Annotated in this window: 12 protein-coding genes; 3 read left to right on the plus strand and 9 right to left on the minus strand. The window is 47.7% G+C overall.

Annotated elements, in window-relative coordinates; all coding sequences use genetic code 11:
- Positions 1-29: 29 nt before the first annotated feature.
- Positions 30-1,877: an AAA family ATPase gene (locus ACTOY7_RS13455; RefSeq protein WP_482672691.1), complete on the plus strand. Its 1,848-nt coding sequence runs from the start codon at positions 30-32 to the stop codon at positions 1,875-1,877.
- Between the two features lie 179 nt (positions 1,878-2,056).
- On the opposite strand, the gene ACTOY7_RS13460 is transcribed toward ACTOY7_RS13455, so the two are convergent.
- The 4 genes from ACTOY7_RS13460 to ACTOY7_RS13475 form a co-directional block, all read right to left on the minus strand.
- Positions 2,057-3,190 carry an aldo/keto reductase gene (locus ACTOY7_RS13460; protein WP_300885760.1) on the minus strand — a complete coding sequence of 378 codons (1,134 nt, stop codon included), beginning with the start codon at positions 3,188-3,190 and terminating at the stop codon, positions 2,057-2,059.
- A 189-nt stretch (positions 3,191-3,379) separates the two neighbouring features.
- Positions 3,380-4,549: an ISKra4 family transposase gene (locus ACTOY7_RS13465; protein ID WP_482672693.1), complete on the minus strand. Its 1,170-nt coding sequence runs from the start codon at positions 4,547-4,549 to the stop codon at positions 3,380-3,382.
- Positions 4,550-4,555: 6 nt separating this feature from the next.
- Positions 4,556-6,466 (minus strand): IS1634 family transposase, encoded by a 1,911-nt coding sequence (locus ACTOY7_RS13470; protein ID WP_482672692.1) that lies wholly within the window; start codon positions 6,464-6,466, stop codon positions 4,556-4,558.
- Positions 6,467-6,754: 288 nt separating this feature from the next.
- Positions 6,755-7,012: a hypothetical protein gene (locus ACTOY7_RS13475; protein ID WP_160285294.1), complete on the minus strand. Its 258-nt coding sequence runs from the start codon at positions 7,010-7,012 to the stop codon at positions 6,755-6,757.
- Positions 7,013-7,276: 264 nt separating this feature from the next.
- On the opposite strand from ACTOY7_RS13475, the gene ACTOY7_RS13480 reads away from it, so the two are divergent.
- Together ACTOY7_RS13480 and ACTOY7_RS13485 are read left to right on the plus strand one after the other, a co-directional pair.
- Positions 7,277-7,984 carry a response regulator transcription factor gene (locus tag ACTOY7_RS13480; RefSeq protein WP_285823710.1) on the plus strand — a complete coding sequence of 236 codons (708 nt, stop codon included), beginning with the start codon at positions 7,277-7,279 and terminating at the stop codon, positions 7,982-7,984.
- Positions 7,956-9,320, plus strand: coding sequence for a sensor histidine kinase (locus tag ACTOY7_RS13485; protein WP_482671139.1), 1,365 nt, complete (start codon positions 7,956-7,958; stop codon positions 9,318-9,320). Before ACTOY7_RS13480 ends, ACTOY7_RS13485 begins: the two co-directional genes overlap by 29 nt.
- Before the next feature lie 266 nt (positions 9,321-9,586).
- Here the strand turns inward: ACTOY7_RS13485 and arcC are convergent, their stop codons facing one another.
- The 5 genes from arcC to ACTOY7_RS13510 form a co-directional block, all read right to left on the minus strand.
- Positions 9,587-10,534, minus strand: a complete 948-nt coding sequence (arcC, locus tag ACTOY7_RS13490; protein WP_330690703.1) for a carbamate kinase — start codon at positions 10,532-10,534, stop codon at positions 9,587-9,589.
- 211 nt (positions 10,535-10,745) lie between these two features.
- Complete coding sequence (gene ygeW / locus ACTOY7_RS13495; protein WP_004077700.1) at positions 10,746-11,939, minus strand: knotted carbamoyltransferase YgeW; 1,194 nt, start codon at positions 11,937-11,939, stop codon at positions 10,746-10,748.
- A 102-nt stretch (positions 11,940-12,041) separates the two neighbouring features.
- On the minus strand, positions 12,042-13,355 hold the full coding sequence (locus ACTOY7_RS13500; RefSeq protein ID WP_004077698.1) for a YgeY family selenium metabolism-linked hydrolase: 1,314 nt from the start codon (positions 13,353-13,355) through the stop codon (positions 12,042-12,044).
- A 105-nt stretch (positions 13,356-13,460) separates the two neighbouring features.
- Positions 13,461-14,702: a diaminopropionate ammonia-lyase gene (gene dpaL, locus ACTOY7_RS13505; RefSeq protein WP_004077696.1), complete on the minus strand. Its 1,242-nt coding sequence runs from the start codon at positions 14,700-14,702 to the stop codon at positions 13,461-13,463.
- Positions 14,703-14,765: 63 nt separating this feature from the next.
- Complete coding sequence (locus ACTOY7_RS13510; RefSeq protein ID WP_004077694.1) at positions 14,766-15,404, minus strand: helix-turn-helix transcriptional regulator; 639 nt, start codon at positions 15,402-15,404, stop codon at positions 14,766-14,768.
- Positions 15,405-15,685 lie beyond the last annotated feature (281 nt).

Below are 15,685 nucleotides of genomic sequence, written 5' to 3' on the forward strand. Positions count from 1 at the left end.
CTGTACTGTTTCCGAAAAGGAGTGATGGCATGACCGATTTCAGATGTATTTCAACAAAAGAAGCCGCCAAAATTTTGAAATTATCAACCAGAAGAGTAGTGGGGCTATGTAATAAACAGACATTTGAGGGTGCTCGAAAAGAGGGACGCAATTGGAAGATTCCGGAAGAATCCGTGTTTGCTTATCGGGGAAATATAAACTCTGGAAAAGGAAAAGAAGGAATGCTTTCCTGTGCGGTCGGAAATACATCATACATGGATGTAGTAAAAAACAGTTACTATGTTGATAAAACACTTCTGATTCGTGATCTGATCGATGATCAGGTACCGGTAATCCTGTTTACAAGACCGAGAAGATTTGGTAAAACCCTGGCCATTGATATGCTCAAGAGCTTTTTTGAAAAGGCTGAAGAAGATACCTCCGTTTATTTCAGAGATAAAAAGATTTGGTCCTGCGGCGAGAAGTATCAGAAGCTTCAAGGTACTTTCCCAGTGATTTCGCTTACCTTTAAAGACGCAAAATTTGCGGATTGGGCAAGTACATTTGAAGCAATCAAAAATGTTATTCGCGATGAATACATGAGACATGATGAACTCTTTACAAGCACCAGCCTTAACCCTGTGGAAAAGGACTATCTGTTGAGAATGCAGTCTGATCGACTGAATGCGGTTGAGTATACCAGAGCACTTCTGAATCTGGGACGCATGCTCGAAAAGCATCATCAGTCTAAAGTTGTTGTTTTGATCGATGAATATGATACGCCGATTCAACAGGGACATACCCTAAATTTCTATAATGAAGTGATAACCTTTATGAGAAATTTCATGTCAGGAGGGTTAAAGGATAATCCTTCTCTTGCATTTGGTGTTCTTACAGGTATTCTTCGCGTTTCAAAAGAGAATCTGTTTAGTGGACTCAATAATCCGATTGTCAATTCGGTTTTGGATGAGAAATATAGTAAGTATTTTGGATTTACCGAGGGCGAAGTAAAAGAGATGGCAGCTTATTATGGACAACAGGATAAATTGGAAGAATTATGTGACTGGTACGATGGATATCGTTTTGGAAACACAGAAATCTTTAATCCATGGTCTGTAGCAAATTACTTTTATAATCATTGTCAGGCAAAACCTTACTGGACCAATACCAGTGACAATGAGATTATCCGAGAAATTATGACTTCCCTCACCCCGGATATTGCTGAGAATCTGTTTTCTTTGATGCAGGGACGGACGGTACAGGCATCGTTAAATATGGACGTGATTTATCCAAGAATCACAGATGGAACGGATACGATTTTCAGCTTTCTCCTGATTGCAGGATATTTGAAGCCTGTGAGTAATGCAGTTGAAACGGAATTTGGAACCTTTATGGAACTGGCGCTGCCGAATAAGGAGATTCTTAGAGTATATAATACAGAGATTCTTTCCTGGCTCAGGGGAACTGTGGACGGCAATGTGATGGCTGGTCTTGAGAAGGCACTCTATCTGAATGACGGGAAAAAGCTCCAGGAGTTTCTTTGTAAATATATGATTACCTGTATCAGTTGTTTTGACGGAGCCGCGGAAGGTTTCTATCATGGTATGATGTTGGGGCTTGCTGCGGGTATGTCTTCCAGATATTATATTCGCTCAAACAGGGAATCTGGAGATGGAAGATTTGATCTTGTGCTGGAACCGAAGATTCGTTCTTTACCGGGAATTATTATGGAGTTTAAGGCAGTAAAAGAGGAAGAGGTACTGTCTGATCGTGCTCAAGATGCATTACGGCAGATTGATACAAAGCATTATGATACAGATCTTTTAGACCGAGGGATTCATGATATTGTGAAGTATGGAATTGCTTTTGCCGGAAAGAAAGTAGAAATAGCAATGTGAAGTTATTTGTTTCACTTCAAATATAAATGCTGTTATTCAGATCATGAGGTTGTCGGAAAACGATACGGTTTGTCCAATATATTGCCTGGCTGGTTCAACAGAGCAATATATTGCGGGTAAACCGTATTTCCCGACATCCTCATTTCTTTTAATAAGGGTAGACTTCGGCGTAACCCTCTTTACATATTCAGCTTCGCCGTAAAATCAGACATTGCTTCCGAAATCAGAATCTGCTGGGGACAGACGGCCTCACAGCTTCTGCAGCCTACGCATGCGCTGGGCAGCTTTTCCTTCTGGTAGGAGGACAGGGCCATGGGTGCGATGAATCCGCCGTCTGTAAAGCAGTGCTCATTATACAGCGCAAGCAGGGACGGGATATCCAGCTCCTGGGGGCAGTGGCTCACACAATAGCGGCACGCTGTACAGGGGAGCGTCTTTTTGCCCAGCATCTCGTCTGCAATACCGAGCAGCGTGTCCATCTCTTCTTGATTTAACGGTTTGTCTTCCTCGTATGTACGGATATTATCCTCCAACTGTTCAAAGTTGGACATGCCGGAGAGCGTCACCGTCACATCCTGGAAGGACTGCAGGAAACGGAACGACCATGCCGGGATGCCTTCCTCCGGGCGGAGGGCTTTTAACTTTGCGGCATGTTCCTCCGGAAGCGCTGCAAGCTTTCCTCCGCGGACCGGCTCCATCACCCAGACCGGGATGCGGTGCTCACGGAGCAGCTCCACTTTTCCTTTGGCATCCTGGAAAGTCCAGTCCAGATAATTCATCTGGATCTGGCAGAACTCCATATGCTTCCCATAAGCGTCCAGAAAACGCTTCATGACTTCAACGCTTCCGTGGGCGGAAAAACCTAGATGCCGGATTCGGCCGTTTTCCTTCTGCTTCATCAGATAATCGAAGATGCCGTACTTCTGATCCAGATAAGCGTCAATGTTCATCTCGCAGACATTGTGGAACAGGTAAAAATCAAAATAGGATACGCCGCATTTTTCAAGCTGACGCTCAAAAATGGATTCCACCTTGTCCATGTTTGCCAGGTCGTATCCGGGAAACTTTGTGGCAAGATAGTAGCTCTCACGGGGATATTTGTTCAAAAGCTTTCCCATGACAAGCTCCGAATGTCCGCCGTGATATCCCCATGCGGTATCATAGTAGTTGATTCCCTTTTCCATGGCGCGGGCAACCATTTTTTCAGAAGCCGCCTCGTCAATCCTGGAATCATCTCCGTCAATCGTGGGCAGACGCATGGCGCCCATGCCAAGAGCAGATAATTTTAAATTCTGAAACTCCTTATAAATCATAATCCATCTCTCCTTTTCCAATTGTGCTTGCCGACCATATGTTGTCAGGATATCAATCTGTTTTTTATCATACACCTTAAAGTGGACTTTAAGTCAAGAAGGAAAAATAGAAAGGGTGCAGATAATTTTTGTTGGTTTTTAGGTTCTGATAAAGAAAAGGCATACGCTTTTTTGATGCGTATGCCTTCGTCAATTCTGCTTTAAATAACTGAGATGCCTTTTGATAAAATCAACAACATCCCGCTCCCATCGTCCGCTTTCATATTTGGTTTTCAAAGTAAGAAGATACTGAGCCGTTCGCGGTTCCCACCGCATGCCAGCTTGTTTTAGTCGTTTCTGTAAAACGATTTTGTTTCCACTTTCTATTGCACCGCTTCCACAGAAATATCCTTTCGCCTTATATTCGGGATAATTGATGTGGCCTCTATGCATGGAAATGTAGTGGTATAGATTGACGCAATTCGTATAGGTTTCATCGGGATCCAATTTTCTTAGAGCCTGATCCGTCAGCCCGTTTTCAAGCAGGTCAGACATCTCTTCTGCCCACGGAATGTATTTGTCTTCTTTCATTCCGAACTTGATTTTGGAAAAAGCGCGCACGTTTTCTTTCAAATGGTACAGGTCAAGAATGTGCTGCGCATCAGGGAACAGTTCTTCCGCCATATTTGCAATCCACGCCGCCCCATCACTGAGAACCACCGTTTCCTGATAGCTGCCGTAACCGTTCTCAACCGCGCACCGGTAGAGATGCCTGCCAAACTCGCTCGCGGCTCCAACATAGGAAACATACTCTCTTTTTTCTATCTGATGCTGGCGCTCCCCTTTTTTGTTCTTCCAATAATAAATGTGATCAGAGGAATAGACGACTCCAAGCTTATTCTCCCGCCATGTCGAGCCCTCCTCATTTTTGTGCCTTGTATTCAGCGCGGCACCGTCCGCTTCGATATAAAGGATCCCTTTCTTGTTATTTTTAAAATCCAGCATTCCGCTTTTCTGCTTTTGGAACAGACGATCCGTCTTCCTGCAGTCCTCCTCGAATATCACCCGGCCTATGCAATTCGTCACATGTCTAATCGTATCATCATTGATTTCCATGCCATAAGTATCCCGAATGACATTCTCGGCAGTTTGGTATGAACATTGGTTTTGAGCCCAATAGGCACATCGGAGCATAAGTGCTGGGGTCATTTTAAAAGGAAGCCTGGAAATCCCAAGCGCGTCATCCAGAGGGAAAACACTTTTCGCATGCGCGTTTTTCAGAAGTGCCTCCTTAGCGGAAGTTTCGACATTGATACAATGGAAGAGTCCGAAACCTTTGAAATATAAGGGGTTCGGTCTCTTATGCGTGTAGTGCCCAATTACGTTTTAATCTATAATCTTATTCCTTTCCCGGAACAGGCCCTGCTTCAGTTTGACTGCGCATTCCCAAAGTTCCTGATGGAACGTGTCTGCCTTCTCTATGACACGTTCCGCTTTTTTTTTGCCTATAAACACCCAGCCGTCATGCACTTCACCCAGTCTGTCCAGCAGCGCGCCTTTTGTCAGATAATGCCCATTTTCTTCAAAATGTTTCCTCATGATCTCGGCGATGACTATGGCTGTCAGGCAAATGAACACATGAACCCGAATCTTATCGTCCGTCCAGTGGTGCTGTGGACGGACACTAAAGTGGTCAATGTCCTTTGACACCCGGAAGATGCCGTTTTCAATACATTCCTGACGGCTGTATTCCTCCAGGATCTCTTTTGATGTCCAATCCTTATGGTCGGTGACCGTCAGTTTCTTACCATAAAATTTCCTGCAGTAACCCGCCTTTTTTACCGCGTCCTCTTTCCAAGTGGCCTTATAGCAGCCATCCGATCTTTTTTCCAGCGTCAGTTCCGTGAACTCTTTCAAATAGGCTTTCTTCTTATATAAGTGCGACCTCACGATCTCTTCCAACGCATTCTTCTCATCCCACTCCGGCACATCCAGGTGTTTTTTCTTCCTTCCTCTTCTGCGGCGTCCCTCCGCATTGGCTTTTTCCTCATCCGCATCAATCTTCTGGTTATATTCTTCTGCTTCACGAGCCGCATTCCTGGTTTCCCGTTCCTTCCTCTTCAATTCTCTATACAAACCAGACCTTTTGTTCCCCAGCTTCTCCTGAAGGCTGGACATCGTTTCCGCTGCCAGGAGCAAGTCTTTCTCCATCTGCGCCCTCTGCCCATCTTCCAACGCAGGGCTGTACGTCAGTATCCCCGTCCCCGTCATCCCGGAAAACTCCAGTCCATCGATACGGAACATTTTTTTCTCGGCCCCACTGTCAAGTGTCACCGTTTCATAGTCGGCGATATCTATGCCATAGAGATCCTTAAGCCCGGAAAGGGAATGCGCGCATATGAAATGCATCCCCAGGCTCTGGAGGTTCTCACGGGAGTTGCTGCCGCCGTCAAATACAATGGTCACGTCGCTGGGATCTCCACAGAGTTTGCCCAGCCCTTCCCGCACATGGCTGGTGAATGCCGCAAATTCCTCGGTGTCATTGCGGTTTCCCGGATAGATTTCCCATAACAGCGGTACGGTGAGCTCGGCCGCGGTAAGTACTGCAAGTGAAAACTGTTTCAGGTCGTCCCTCTTCTGTTTGTTGTGCCCCTTTTTGCAGATGAGGCAGCGGTTATTTTTTGAATCAATGTAAGTAAAGTAATTGCTATAGTCCAGATGGAAGCACGGTATGTCAATCCCACATAAGTCAAGGAGCCTCTCCATAACCTTTTCCCATGCCGCGCTGATCTGTTCCTGCGAAATGCCATCCATCGCCTCCCAGAATGCCTGGGAAGATAAGTCCTCTGCATGGAACTTCATATGGTAAGGGAGACTCGTCCCATTTGCCCAGGAGCTAAACTCCCGTTTGCTCCCCGGTTCGATGGCTCTGTGGATCATGGAAAGGAGCAGGGCAGTGCTCCGTTTCATTCCCTTAATGGTCTTTTGTGGGAATGTCTCATCCAAGATCTTCTCGATCCCGATTTGTCGGGCTGTCCAGAGCATTGCCATACAGGCCCCATGCTCATAGCACTTGAAGGTCAGCTCCTTTTCGGCATACTGAGCTTCCGCGCCATGGGACGCAAGTTCCTGAGAGGCCTGGATACTTTTGTAGCCTTTCAATGCGTATTCTTTAAGATTGTCAACAGTCCCAATATATTCAAGAATACGCTGTCTGACTTTTGTCCCATCCCGTTGGCTTTCGACAATGTAATAATAAGGTTTTCCCTTTTTCCATTTTTCTCTTATATATGCCATGTAGTGCCCTACCTTTCTTTCGAATAATATAGCATACATATCAGCTATAATCAATAATAAATTTCAAAAATATAGATAATATAAGGGCACTACATTATCAAAAATAATAAACAGCTGAAAACACCTTATTTTAAGAGGTTTTTCAGCTGTTATATTGCTGATTTCATATACTGATGTCGAAACTTCCGTTAGATTCCGGGGTTTCTGGAATCAGCATAGCCCTATCATAATGGAGAGGGCCATGAATTGTATAAATGAGCCGCTCTGCGCGCCTGTGAGTGCGCAATTTTATTCCTCTGGCTTGGAACTCCCTTTTTTTCTACGTATCAACTCCTTTTCATCAATGTTTCGGATAATTGTCTGAAGCATATCCGAATATAAAACATTGGTATCTCCTATTAACCGGCTCCAAAGTTCCTCAATTTCATAGATGGTTAAAAAACGATCTGGATCTTCCGTGCCGTTTTGTATCTTCTCTTCGAATTCTTTGACTAATCGGGAAAGTTCCCCAATCGTAACGGAGGATGGCGATTTGATATCTTCCATAAGAAACCTCCTTATATGACGATTCAATTATATCATTTATAAGGAGATTTGTAAACATATTTACCAACTATTTTTATCTGCACCCAAATAGAAATGGAATGAAACATGTGAATAGTAAAACATCATTGCTGTGAATAGTTAAGATATTTTTAAGAATTATATTGAGTTTCTTTTAAGCGGGTTTTATTATAGTAGTCATGTAAACACAAAAGGGCCGCGGGAAAAGCAGCTTTGCATTATGGCCTCAGTTAGGAGGAGATCCCCATGGAAAATGAGACGATACTGATTGTAGATGATAATAAGGAGATCGTGTATTCCATCAGTGAACTGCTGAAATTTGAGGGCTATCAGGTGGAAAAGGCGTATGACGGAATGGAGGCGCTGGATGCCCTAGAGCAGAAGAAGATCGACCTGATTCTTCTGGATGTGATGATGCCCAGGCTCAACGGGCTGTCGGCATTGATGAAGCTTCGTGAGAAAAGCAGGATTCCGGTGATCATCCTGTCGGCCAGGACCGAAGAGAGCGACAAGGTGTCCGGGCTGACGCTGGGAGCGGACGACTATGTAGAAAAGCCCTACAACCCGGCGGAGCTGCTCGCCAGGGTCAAGGCGCATCTGCGGCGGTACCATGCATGGGGTGAGAAAAAGCCGGAACCGGCAGAGGATCAGATCATCAACGGCGGCCTGGTGCTGGATAAAAAGCAGCGGGTGGCGGTCGTGGAAGGGGAGGAGGTGCATCTGACCGCTACGGAGTACAAGATCCTGGAGCTTCTCATGGGGCATCCGGGGCAGGTATTTCCGGCAGAACAGATCTATGAACGGGTCTGGGGCGGAGTGGCGGATTATACGGTAGAGAATACGGTAATGGTGCATATCCGGCATATCCGCGAAAAGATCGAGATTGATACAAAGAAGCCGAGGTATGTAAAGGTGGTGTGGGGCATTGGCTACAAAATGGAAAAATATGTATGAGAAGTTTATTCAGTTTTTGGGAAGAGAAGGGAAAATAATCTCAGGGCTTACATCAGTGGCTGTCGGGCTTGCAGGACTTTGGATCATGTCAGCATATGGTGGATATCATTCTCCGCAGGCAACGTTTCTGATCGGAGCACAGGGAAATATTTGGCTGGGCCTGGGGGTGTCGATCCTTTTAAAGCTGTATCTGGTTCATCAGTATGGGGAGCCGGAGGACTGCACCGGATATGAATATGAAAAATGGAAAACAGTCAGGGAAAAATCCATAAAACGTCTGTATTGGATCGGGGCAGCCGGAGGACTGTCAGCAACGGTGTATCTGCTGTTTTTTGAACTGGTTTATGCAGGCTGGTCCTATGGGTCAAAATTTTGGTATAACTACGGGGCGGCATATATGATCTTCATGACAGTCCCGACCCAATACCTGATCTGCCGGAACAGGCTCAGCCGGTTCTGGAACCGGAAGCTGGAGGGCATCATGGGGCAGATCGAAATGATGCAGCAGAAGCGGCTGGCAGAGGCGTTGGAGATAGAGAAGAAAAGCCTGGAGAAGGTCTCACGCAGCGACCAGCTCAGGGTGGATCTGATCACCAACGTATCCCACGACCTGAAAACACCGCTGACCTCCATCGTGGGCTACATCGAACTGATTAAAAAGGAGGAACTGAGCGGAATCGTCCGGGATTATGTGGACGTGATTTCCTCCAGGACGGAGAAGCTGGGAGAGATGATCAACAGCCTCTTCTCCTTGGCAAAGGCAAGCAGCGGCAATGTGGAGCTGCACAGAGAGCACTTTGAGGTGAACCGTCTGATTGAGCAGATTTTTGCGGACATGGACGACCGGATCGAAGAAAGCGGGCTGAAATTTGTGACGCTGCTTACGAAAGAGAACACAGAGATTTATACGGATAACACCTATTTTTACCGGATCTGCCAGAACCTGATTGAGAACGCGCTGAAATATTCTGCGGAAAAGACGAGGGTATTCGTGAAAACAGAGATCCGAAGGGATGAAGGCTCCAAGGCAGCCGCAGATCAGTCCGTTTACCTGGCAGATGCCCAGGATTCACCCTCTGCGCCTGTCCGGACAGAAGCGATCGAGGAACCAAGGCGAAGAATCCGTATCGAGATCACGAATACAGCCGGTTACTTTATGGATTTTACAAAGGAGGATATTGTAGAGCGGTTTGCACGCGGGGATCAGTCCAGAACCAGCGAGGGCAACGGCCTGGGACTGGCAATCGTAAGTACCTACGCGAAAGCATTGGGCGGGGAATTTGATATCCGGATCGACTGCGACCAGTTTAAAGCGTGCCTGGAATTTTGCATATGAAGTGCAAGGAAAGCCTGCGTGGACAGCGTTTTTTGATACGCTGAGATAAAAAAGGGGCTGTTGGGAAATTCAGGTTTTCCCAACAGCCCCTCCTGAGGAGTTTTATGGAGTTAGGAGCTGTCCCCAAATAACTTAACATATTCCTGATGAGAAATCCTGCGGACGATTGGTAAGTTATTTTGTGCCAGTTCCTTAGTCATGTCAGTTTCAGTCGGTCCCGGCGCGCGGTGCGTACCCGGCGCAGTATGGGACGGCTCTGTATCATACTATGCGTGGAACATGGTTCCGGTCTTGCCCTGTACCGCGTCTCTGGATTTTTCCAGAAGTGTGATCAGGGCGGTGCGTCCCGGCTTGGAGGACGCGAAGTCCATCGCAGCCTGTACCTTCGGCAGCATGGAGCCAGGTGCGAAGTGGCCTTCTTTTACATACTGTTCTGCCTCTTCTACAGAGACGTCGCTGAGCCATTTTTCATCCGGCTTGCCGAAGTTGAGCGCAACCTTTTCTACGGCTGTCAGGATGATCAGATAATCCGCATCCAGTTCCTTTGCAATCAGGCAGCTTGCAAAGTCCTTGTCGATTACGGCGCTGGCGCCTTTTAAGTGGTTGCCCTGCCTGGTGACAGGGATTCCGCCGCCGCCTCCGGCGATGACCAGGTTGCCTGCGTCCACCATGGTACGGATCGTGCCGATCTCAATGATCTCTGCCGGCTTCGGGGAAGCTACTACACGGCGGTAGCCCCTTCCCGCGTCTTCTTTCATGATATAGTTGAATTTTTCTTCCATCATCTTCGCCTGCTCTGCGTCCACAAACTTGCCGATGGGCTTGCTGGGATTCTGGAAAGCTGGGTCATTTTCATCCACACGGACCTGGGTGATCATGGTTGCAACCGGAATATTCGTGATATTGCGGTTCAGCAGCTCTTCGCGGAGCGCATTCTGCAGGTCATAGCCGATGTAAGCCTGACTCATGGCAACGCATACGGAGAGGGGAGTGTTGGGCTGTTCCAGATCTTCATGGGTCAACGCGATCATGGCATTGTTGATCATGCCGACCTGGGGGCCGTTTCCGTGGGATACTACGACTTCACAGCCGTCTTCGATCAAATCTACGATTGCCTTAGCGGTAATCTTTACTGCTGCCATCTGCTCCGGCAGAGTATTTCCAAGAGCATTTCCGCCAAGCGCGATGACAACTCTTTTCTTTTTCGACATCATATTTGCCTTTCTATCTGTAAGGATTCTTGAATGTAACGATTTCCAATTCGGAACAGCAGACCTCAGACCCATCTGCTGCGCAGATTATCCGCTTCTTCGAAGCTCCTGTCTGAGGTTCATGGGCGTCCCGCCCAATAGCAATATGAAAAATCAGCCCTTAGCAAGTAAACTTGCAAAGTCTGTTTTTTCATATTGCTGCTGTTCCCGACGATTATTTAAATACTCTCGGTGTTCCGTTTTCTTCCAGCTTCTTAAGGATGTCAGCCGGATCAGCAAATTTTGCAAGGAAGATCATTGCAGCGATGATGTACGGCTTGAAGCTTGCTTCCTTGTACAGCGGATCTCTGTAGCGGTCAAATACGGACGCGTCTACTTCGCCTTCCTTACAGCTTACGCCTGTGATATCAGCCGGCAGGCAGTGCATATACAGAGCCTTTCCGTCCTTTGTGGTAGCCATCAGTTCTTCGGTACAAGCCCAGTCTTTGTGCTCTGCGTTCTGTGCAAGCAGTTCTTTCTCCAGAGCCTTGATGCCGTCTGTGTCGCCGTTTCCGTACAGCTCGGTACGTTTTTCCATTGCGGCGAAAGGAGCCCAGCTCTTCGGATATACGATGTCAGCATCCTTGAATGCCTCAGCCATGCTGTTTGTCTTTGTGAAGGAACCACCGGACTTCTCCGCGTTCTTCTTCGCAACTTCTTCTACTTCCTCGAATACTTCGTAGCCTTCCGGATGCGCCAGTACAACGTCCATGCCGAAACGTGTCATCAGTCCGATGATTCCCTGAGGAACGGACAGCGGCTTGCCGTAAGACGGAGAGTAAGCCCATGTCATAGCCAGCTTCTTGCCTTTCAGATTCTCAACACCGCCAAATTCGTGGATGATGTGGAGCATATCTGCCATTGCCTGTGTCGGGTGGTCAATGTCGCACTGCAGGTTTACAAGAGTAGGCTTCTGCTCCAGGATGCCATCCTTATTTCCCTGAGTTACAGCGTCAACAACCTCGTGCATGTAAGCATTTCCCTTGCCGATGTACATATCATCGCGGATACCGATGACATCTGCCATGAAGGAGATCATGTTAGCAGTCTCACGGACAGTCTCGCCGTGCGCTACCTGAGATTTTCCTTCGTCCAGATCCTGAACTTCCAGACCTAACAGGTTGCAGGCAGAAGCAAAGGAGAAACGGGTACGGGTAGAGTTGTCGCGGAATAAGGAGATTCCAAGGCCGCTCTCGAATACCTTTGTGGAAATGTTGTTTTCTCTCATGAAACGCAGTGCGTCAGCTACGGTAAATACTGCCTCGATCTCGTCGTCGGATTTTTCCCATGTAAGGAAGAAGTCTCCGTTGTACATCTCTTTGAAATTTAACGCGTTGAGCTTATCGATATAATCCTGTAATGTTTTCATTGTAAAATCCTCCTGAAAAAAATTTGTAAAGTATTAGGGTAAATAGGTTTCGTATATCGTGTACCGTATCCATACTGCTACGGCAGAAAAAAGGAAAATAAATTATTTGCAGTATTCTGTCGGAAGTGCGGCATATACAGCAGCACATGTTACCAGATCCTGCTTCCAGGTCATTTCATTCGGAGCGTGAGCCTGTGCCTCTGCGCCAGGTCCGAATCCGATACAGGGGATTCCGTTTCTTCCCATGATGGAAACGCCGTTGGTGGAGAAGGTCCACTTGTCTGTCAGAGGACGTGCCTGACGCATTTCCAGAGTGTCAGCAGCGCCGATTCTCTGATCGCCGTAGAGTCCCTTGTAAGCAGCCTCCAGAGCCTTCGTTACCTTGTGATCCTTCGGGATCGCCCATGTCGGGAAGTAGCACTCGATCTCGTATACACATCCTGTGTAGGAAGGACGGTCGTAGTTGTACATGGAAACCACAACATCGTCTCCGTATTTCTTCACGCTCGGCAGCGCGCGGATCTCATCCAGGCAGCTCTCCCAGGTCTCGCCGAAGGTCATACGGCGGTCCAGAGATACCGCGCAGGAGTCAGCAACCGCACAGCGGCTCGGGGAAGTATAGAAGATCTGGGATACGGTTACAGTACCGCGTCCAAGGAAACGAGCCTCTTCCCAGTCCGGATTGTACTTTTCATCCAGCATCTTTACAAGACCTTTGATCTCGGTTCCGTCTTCCGCGTCATTTTCATTCAATGCGCGGATATCCTGGAGGATGTCCGCCATCTTGTAGATCGCGTTGTCACCGCGCTCCGGAGCGGAGCCGTGGCAGGAAACACCCTTCACGTCTACACGGATCTCCATACGTCCTCTCTGTCCGCGGTAGATTCCGCCGTCTGTAGGCTCTGTGGAAACAACAAATTCCGGGCGAACCTTGTCTTCGTTGATGATGTACTGCCAGCAGAGTCCGTCGCAGTCCTCTTCCTGAACGGTTCCTACAACCATGATCTTGCAGCCTTCCGGGATCAGATCCATGTCCTTCATGATCTTTGCGCCGTATACTGCGGATACGATACCGCCGCACTGGTCAGACACGCCGCGTCCGCCGATCTCGGTCTCGTTCTCATAGCCCTCGTAGGGATCAAAGTTCCAGTTCTCGATATTGCCGATTCCTACGGTGTCAATGTGCGCGTCATATGCGATGATCTTGTCGCCGGTTCCCATGTAGCCGATCACATTTCCCTGGGGATCGATCTGAACCTCGTCGAATCCAACCTTCTTCATCTCTGCAGCGATGGTGTCGATGTGAGCCTTCTCGTCGCAGCTCTCGCCCGGGTTCTTTACGATGGCGCGCAGGAAAGCGGTCATATCCTTCTCATACCCCTGGGCAGCTTCCTTAATCTTGCCAAAATCAAACATGTTTTTATCCTCCTTATAATATGAAAAATGTATGCTTGCTATATCCGGAACAGAAGAGGGAGTTTCTGTCCGGTCTGCTGCATGATAATTACGATTTACAATCTCTTATAAATCTGCGAAAACTTCCTTATCTGATCCGCATAAACCTTCCCATGTGATCTCACGGAAACGGTCCGGATCTGTGTCGCCTTCGGATGATACAAGTAAAACCTCTGAATTTTCATCCAGCTTTAAGGCTTCTTTCAGATCCTTGTATTCCGGATTGGTCATCAGCGCGTGCACCAGGCCCATGGTGACAGAACCGGATTCTCCGGAGATGACCTGCGGATCGCCCTTTAACGGAGCCGCGTAAATGCGTGTGCCGTTTGCGCTCACCCAGTCCGGGCAGGAAACAAATGCATCCGCATGGTTTCTTAAGATATCCCAGGATACGGTGTTGGCTTCGCCGCATGCCAGGCCAGCCATGATGGTGAACATGTCGCCGGTTACATCCACACGGCTTCCGTCTTTCTGCATTGCGGAACGGTAGAGGCAGTCAGCCGCATTGGCTTCGCAAACGACCATGACCGGAGGATTTTCTTTGAAACGGTTGGCGAAGAAGCCGATCACCGCGCCTGCAAGGGAACCAACCCCGGCCTGGATAAAGATGTGGGTGGGGCGGCATCCGTCGTCCGCAAGCTGCCGGTCTGCTTCCAGGGCAAGTGTTCCGTAACCCTGCATGATCCAGGTCGGAATCTCCTCATAGCCCTCCCATGCGGTATCCTGAATGATCACGCCGTGTTCCGTGTTCTCCGCTTCCTTTGCGGCCATGCGGACACATTCGTCATAGTTCAGGTCTTCGATGGTAACCGTGGCATTCTCTTTGGCAATGTTGTTCAGACGGGTCTGTGTGGAACCCTTCGGCATCCGGACGGTACACTTCTGTCCAAGCTTGTTCGCAGCCCAGGCAACTCCGCGTCCATGATTGCCGTCCGTCGCAGTAAAGAAGGCTGCCTGCCCAAATTCTTCTCTGAGCTTCTCGGAGGTCAGTACATCGTAAGGAATCTCGCTGACATCCTTGCCGGTCTGCTGCGCGATGTATCTGGCGATGGCATAAGAACCACCGAGCACCTTGAACGCGTTCAGGCCGAAGCGGTAGGATTCGTCCTTTACATAAAGACGCTTCAGACCCAGGTACTCAGCCAGCCTGGATAAACGGGTCAGCGGTGTGACTTCGTACTGCGGAAAACTTTTATGGAAGTTGTTCGCTTTTGACATTTCTTCCATAGACATGTTCCGGACCTGTGTATCATCGCTCTTGGCAATATGATTCAGAGTCCATTTTAAATGTTTCTCTGTGCTGCTCATGTTTCAAATTCTCCTTTATTCATTTTGGGATTCGGAAAGACTGCTAAGGGCAGGTCTTTCACATTACTTGTTGATATCTACATAGCTGTAGAGCGTATACTTGGAGATGTCAAAGTACTTGGCTACTTTGTCTCCTGACTTGGTGATCAGGAAGGCTCCGGCATCATTCAGGAAATTGATCGCCTTGATCTTGTCTTCCTTCGTCATAAGAGGTACAGGAACCCCGACCAGTGCAACGGACTGTTCGATCAGCTCATCCAGAAGCCTGCTCACATCATGGGTAATGACGTTGGGTGAAGCTTCCGTCTGGGGCTCTTCACAGGTGATGAGAGCGTGGACGCTGTTCTCCAGCGCGAGAAGGGCGGTGATATCATAGTTGATGGAAAATATGTAACAGGGCCGCCCTTCGTCGTTGTGGATGTAGATGGTGCTGGACTTGAGAATCCGTCCATTTTCCGTCCGGGTCAGATAAGCAAGCTTATCTTTCAAAGGTTCGCCCTGATGTCGGATGGCATTCAGGACGGCTCCGGAAGGTCCGTCGCCGATCTTGCGCCCGGTGAGCCCGCCGTTCTCAATATGTACGATGGTGTGCTCAAGGGAATCATCCGTCAGATCATGAACCACGATCTCGCAGTCCTTTCCAAATTGTGCCGAAAGCCCGGCCGCGATCTGCTTCAACATATCTAACCTGGAAATATTCATCTTCAATTCCTCCTTCCTTATATAATGGATTGGAAATACCGGGCTGTTATTTCAAGCTCTATTGGTCTCTCTACAAAACATCATATCACAAATTTTGAAAAAATCAATAGAAAAACAAAAAATTTTTAAGAAACAAAAAAATTTTTATTTTACTTGTATTTTAAGCAGATTGATGTTATTATAGAATCAACAGAAGCGAAAATTGTTTAATGTGCATGAACTGGTTTGGAAAGCAAAAGCTCAGGGCTTGTTACTTTTGCATAGCAGAAATTTTTGTCCCA

It is taken from the genome of Schaedlerella sp. (genome assembly GCF_056796775.1).

What these genes read in the sequence shown, in the direction of transcription:
- ACTOY7_RS13470 (WP_482672692.1), bottom strand. Translation starts at nt 6,466, where the DNA reads ATGGCATATATAAGAGAAAAATGGAAAAAGGGAAAACCTTATTATTAC.
- ACTOY7_RS13455 (WP_482672691.1), top strand. Translation starts at nt 30, where the DNA reads ATGACCGATTTCAGATGTATTTCAACAAAAGAAGCCGCCAAAATTTTG.
- arcC (WP_330690703.1), bottom strand. Translation starts at nt 10,534, where the DNA reads ATGATGTCGAAAAAGAAAAGAGTTGTCATCGCGCTTGGCGGAAATGCT.
- ACTOY7_RS13500 (WP_004077698.1), bottom strand. Translation starts at nt 13,355, where the DNA reads ATGTTTGATTTTGGCAAGATTAAGGAAGCTGCCCAGGGGTATGAGAAG.
- ACTOY7_RS13510 (WP_004077694.1), bottom strand. Translation starts at nt 15,404, where the DNA reads ATGAATATTTCCAGGTTAGATATGTTGAAGCAGATCGCGGCCGGGCTT.
- ygeW (WP_004077700.1), bottom strand. Translation starts at nt 11,939, where the DNA reads ATGAAAACATTACAGGATTATATCGATAAGCTCAACGCGTTAAATTTC.
- ACTOY7_RS13460 (WP_300885760.1), bottom strand. Translation starts at nt 3,190, where the DNA reads ATGATTTATAAGGAGTTTCAGAATTTAAAATTATCTGCTCTTGGCATG.
- dpaL (WP_004077696.1), bottom strand. Translation starts at nt 14,702, where the DNA reads ATGAGCAGCACAGAGAAACATTTAAAATGGACTCTGAATCATATTGCC.
- ACTOY7_RS13480 (WP_285823710.1), top strand. Translation starts at nt 7,277, where the DNA reads ATGGAAAATGAGACGATACTGATTGTAGATGATAATAAGGAGATCGTG.
- ACTOY7_RS13475 (WP_160285294.1), bottom strand. Translation starts at nt 7,012, where the DNA reads ATGGAAGATATCAAATCGCCATCCTCCGTTACGATTGGGGAACTTTCC.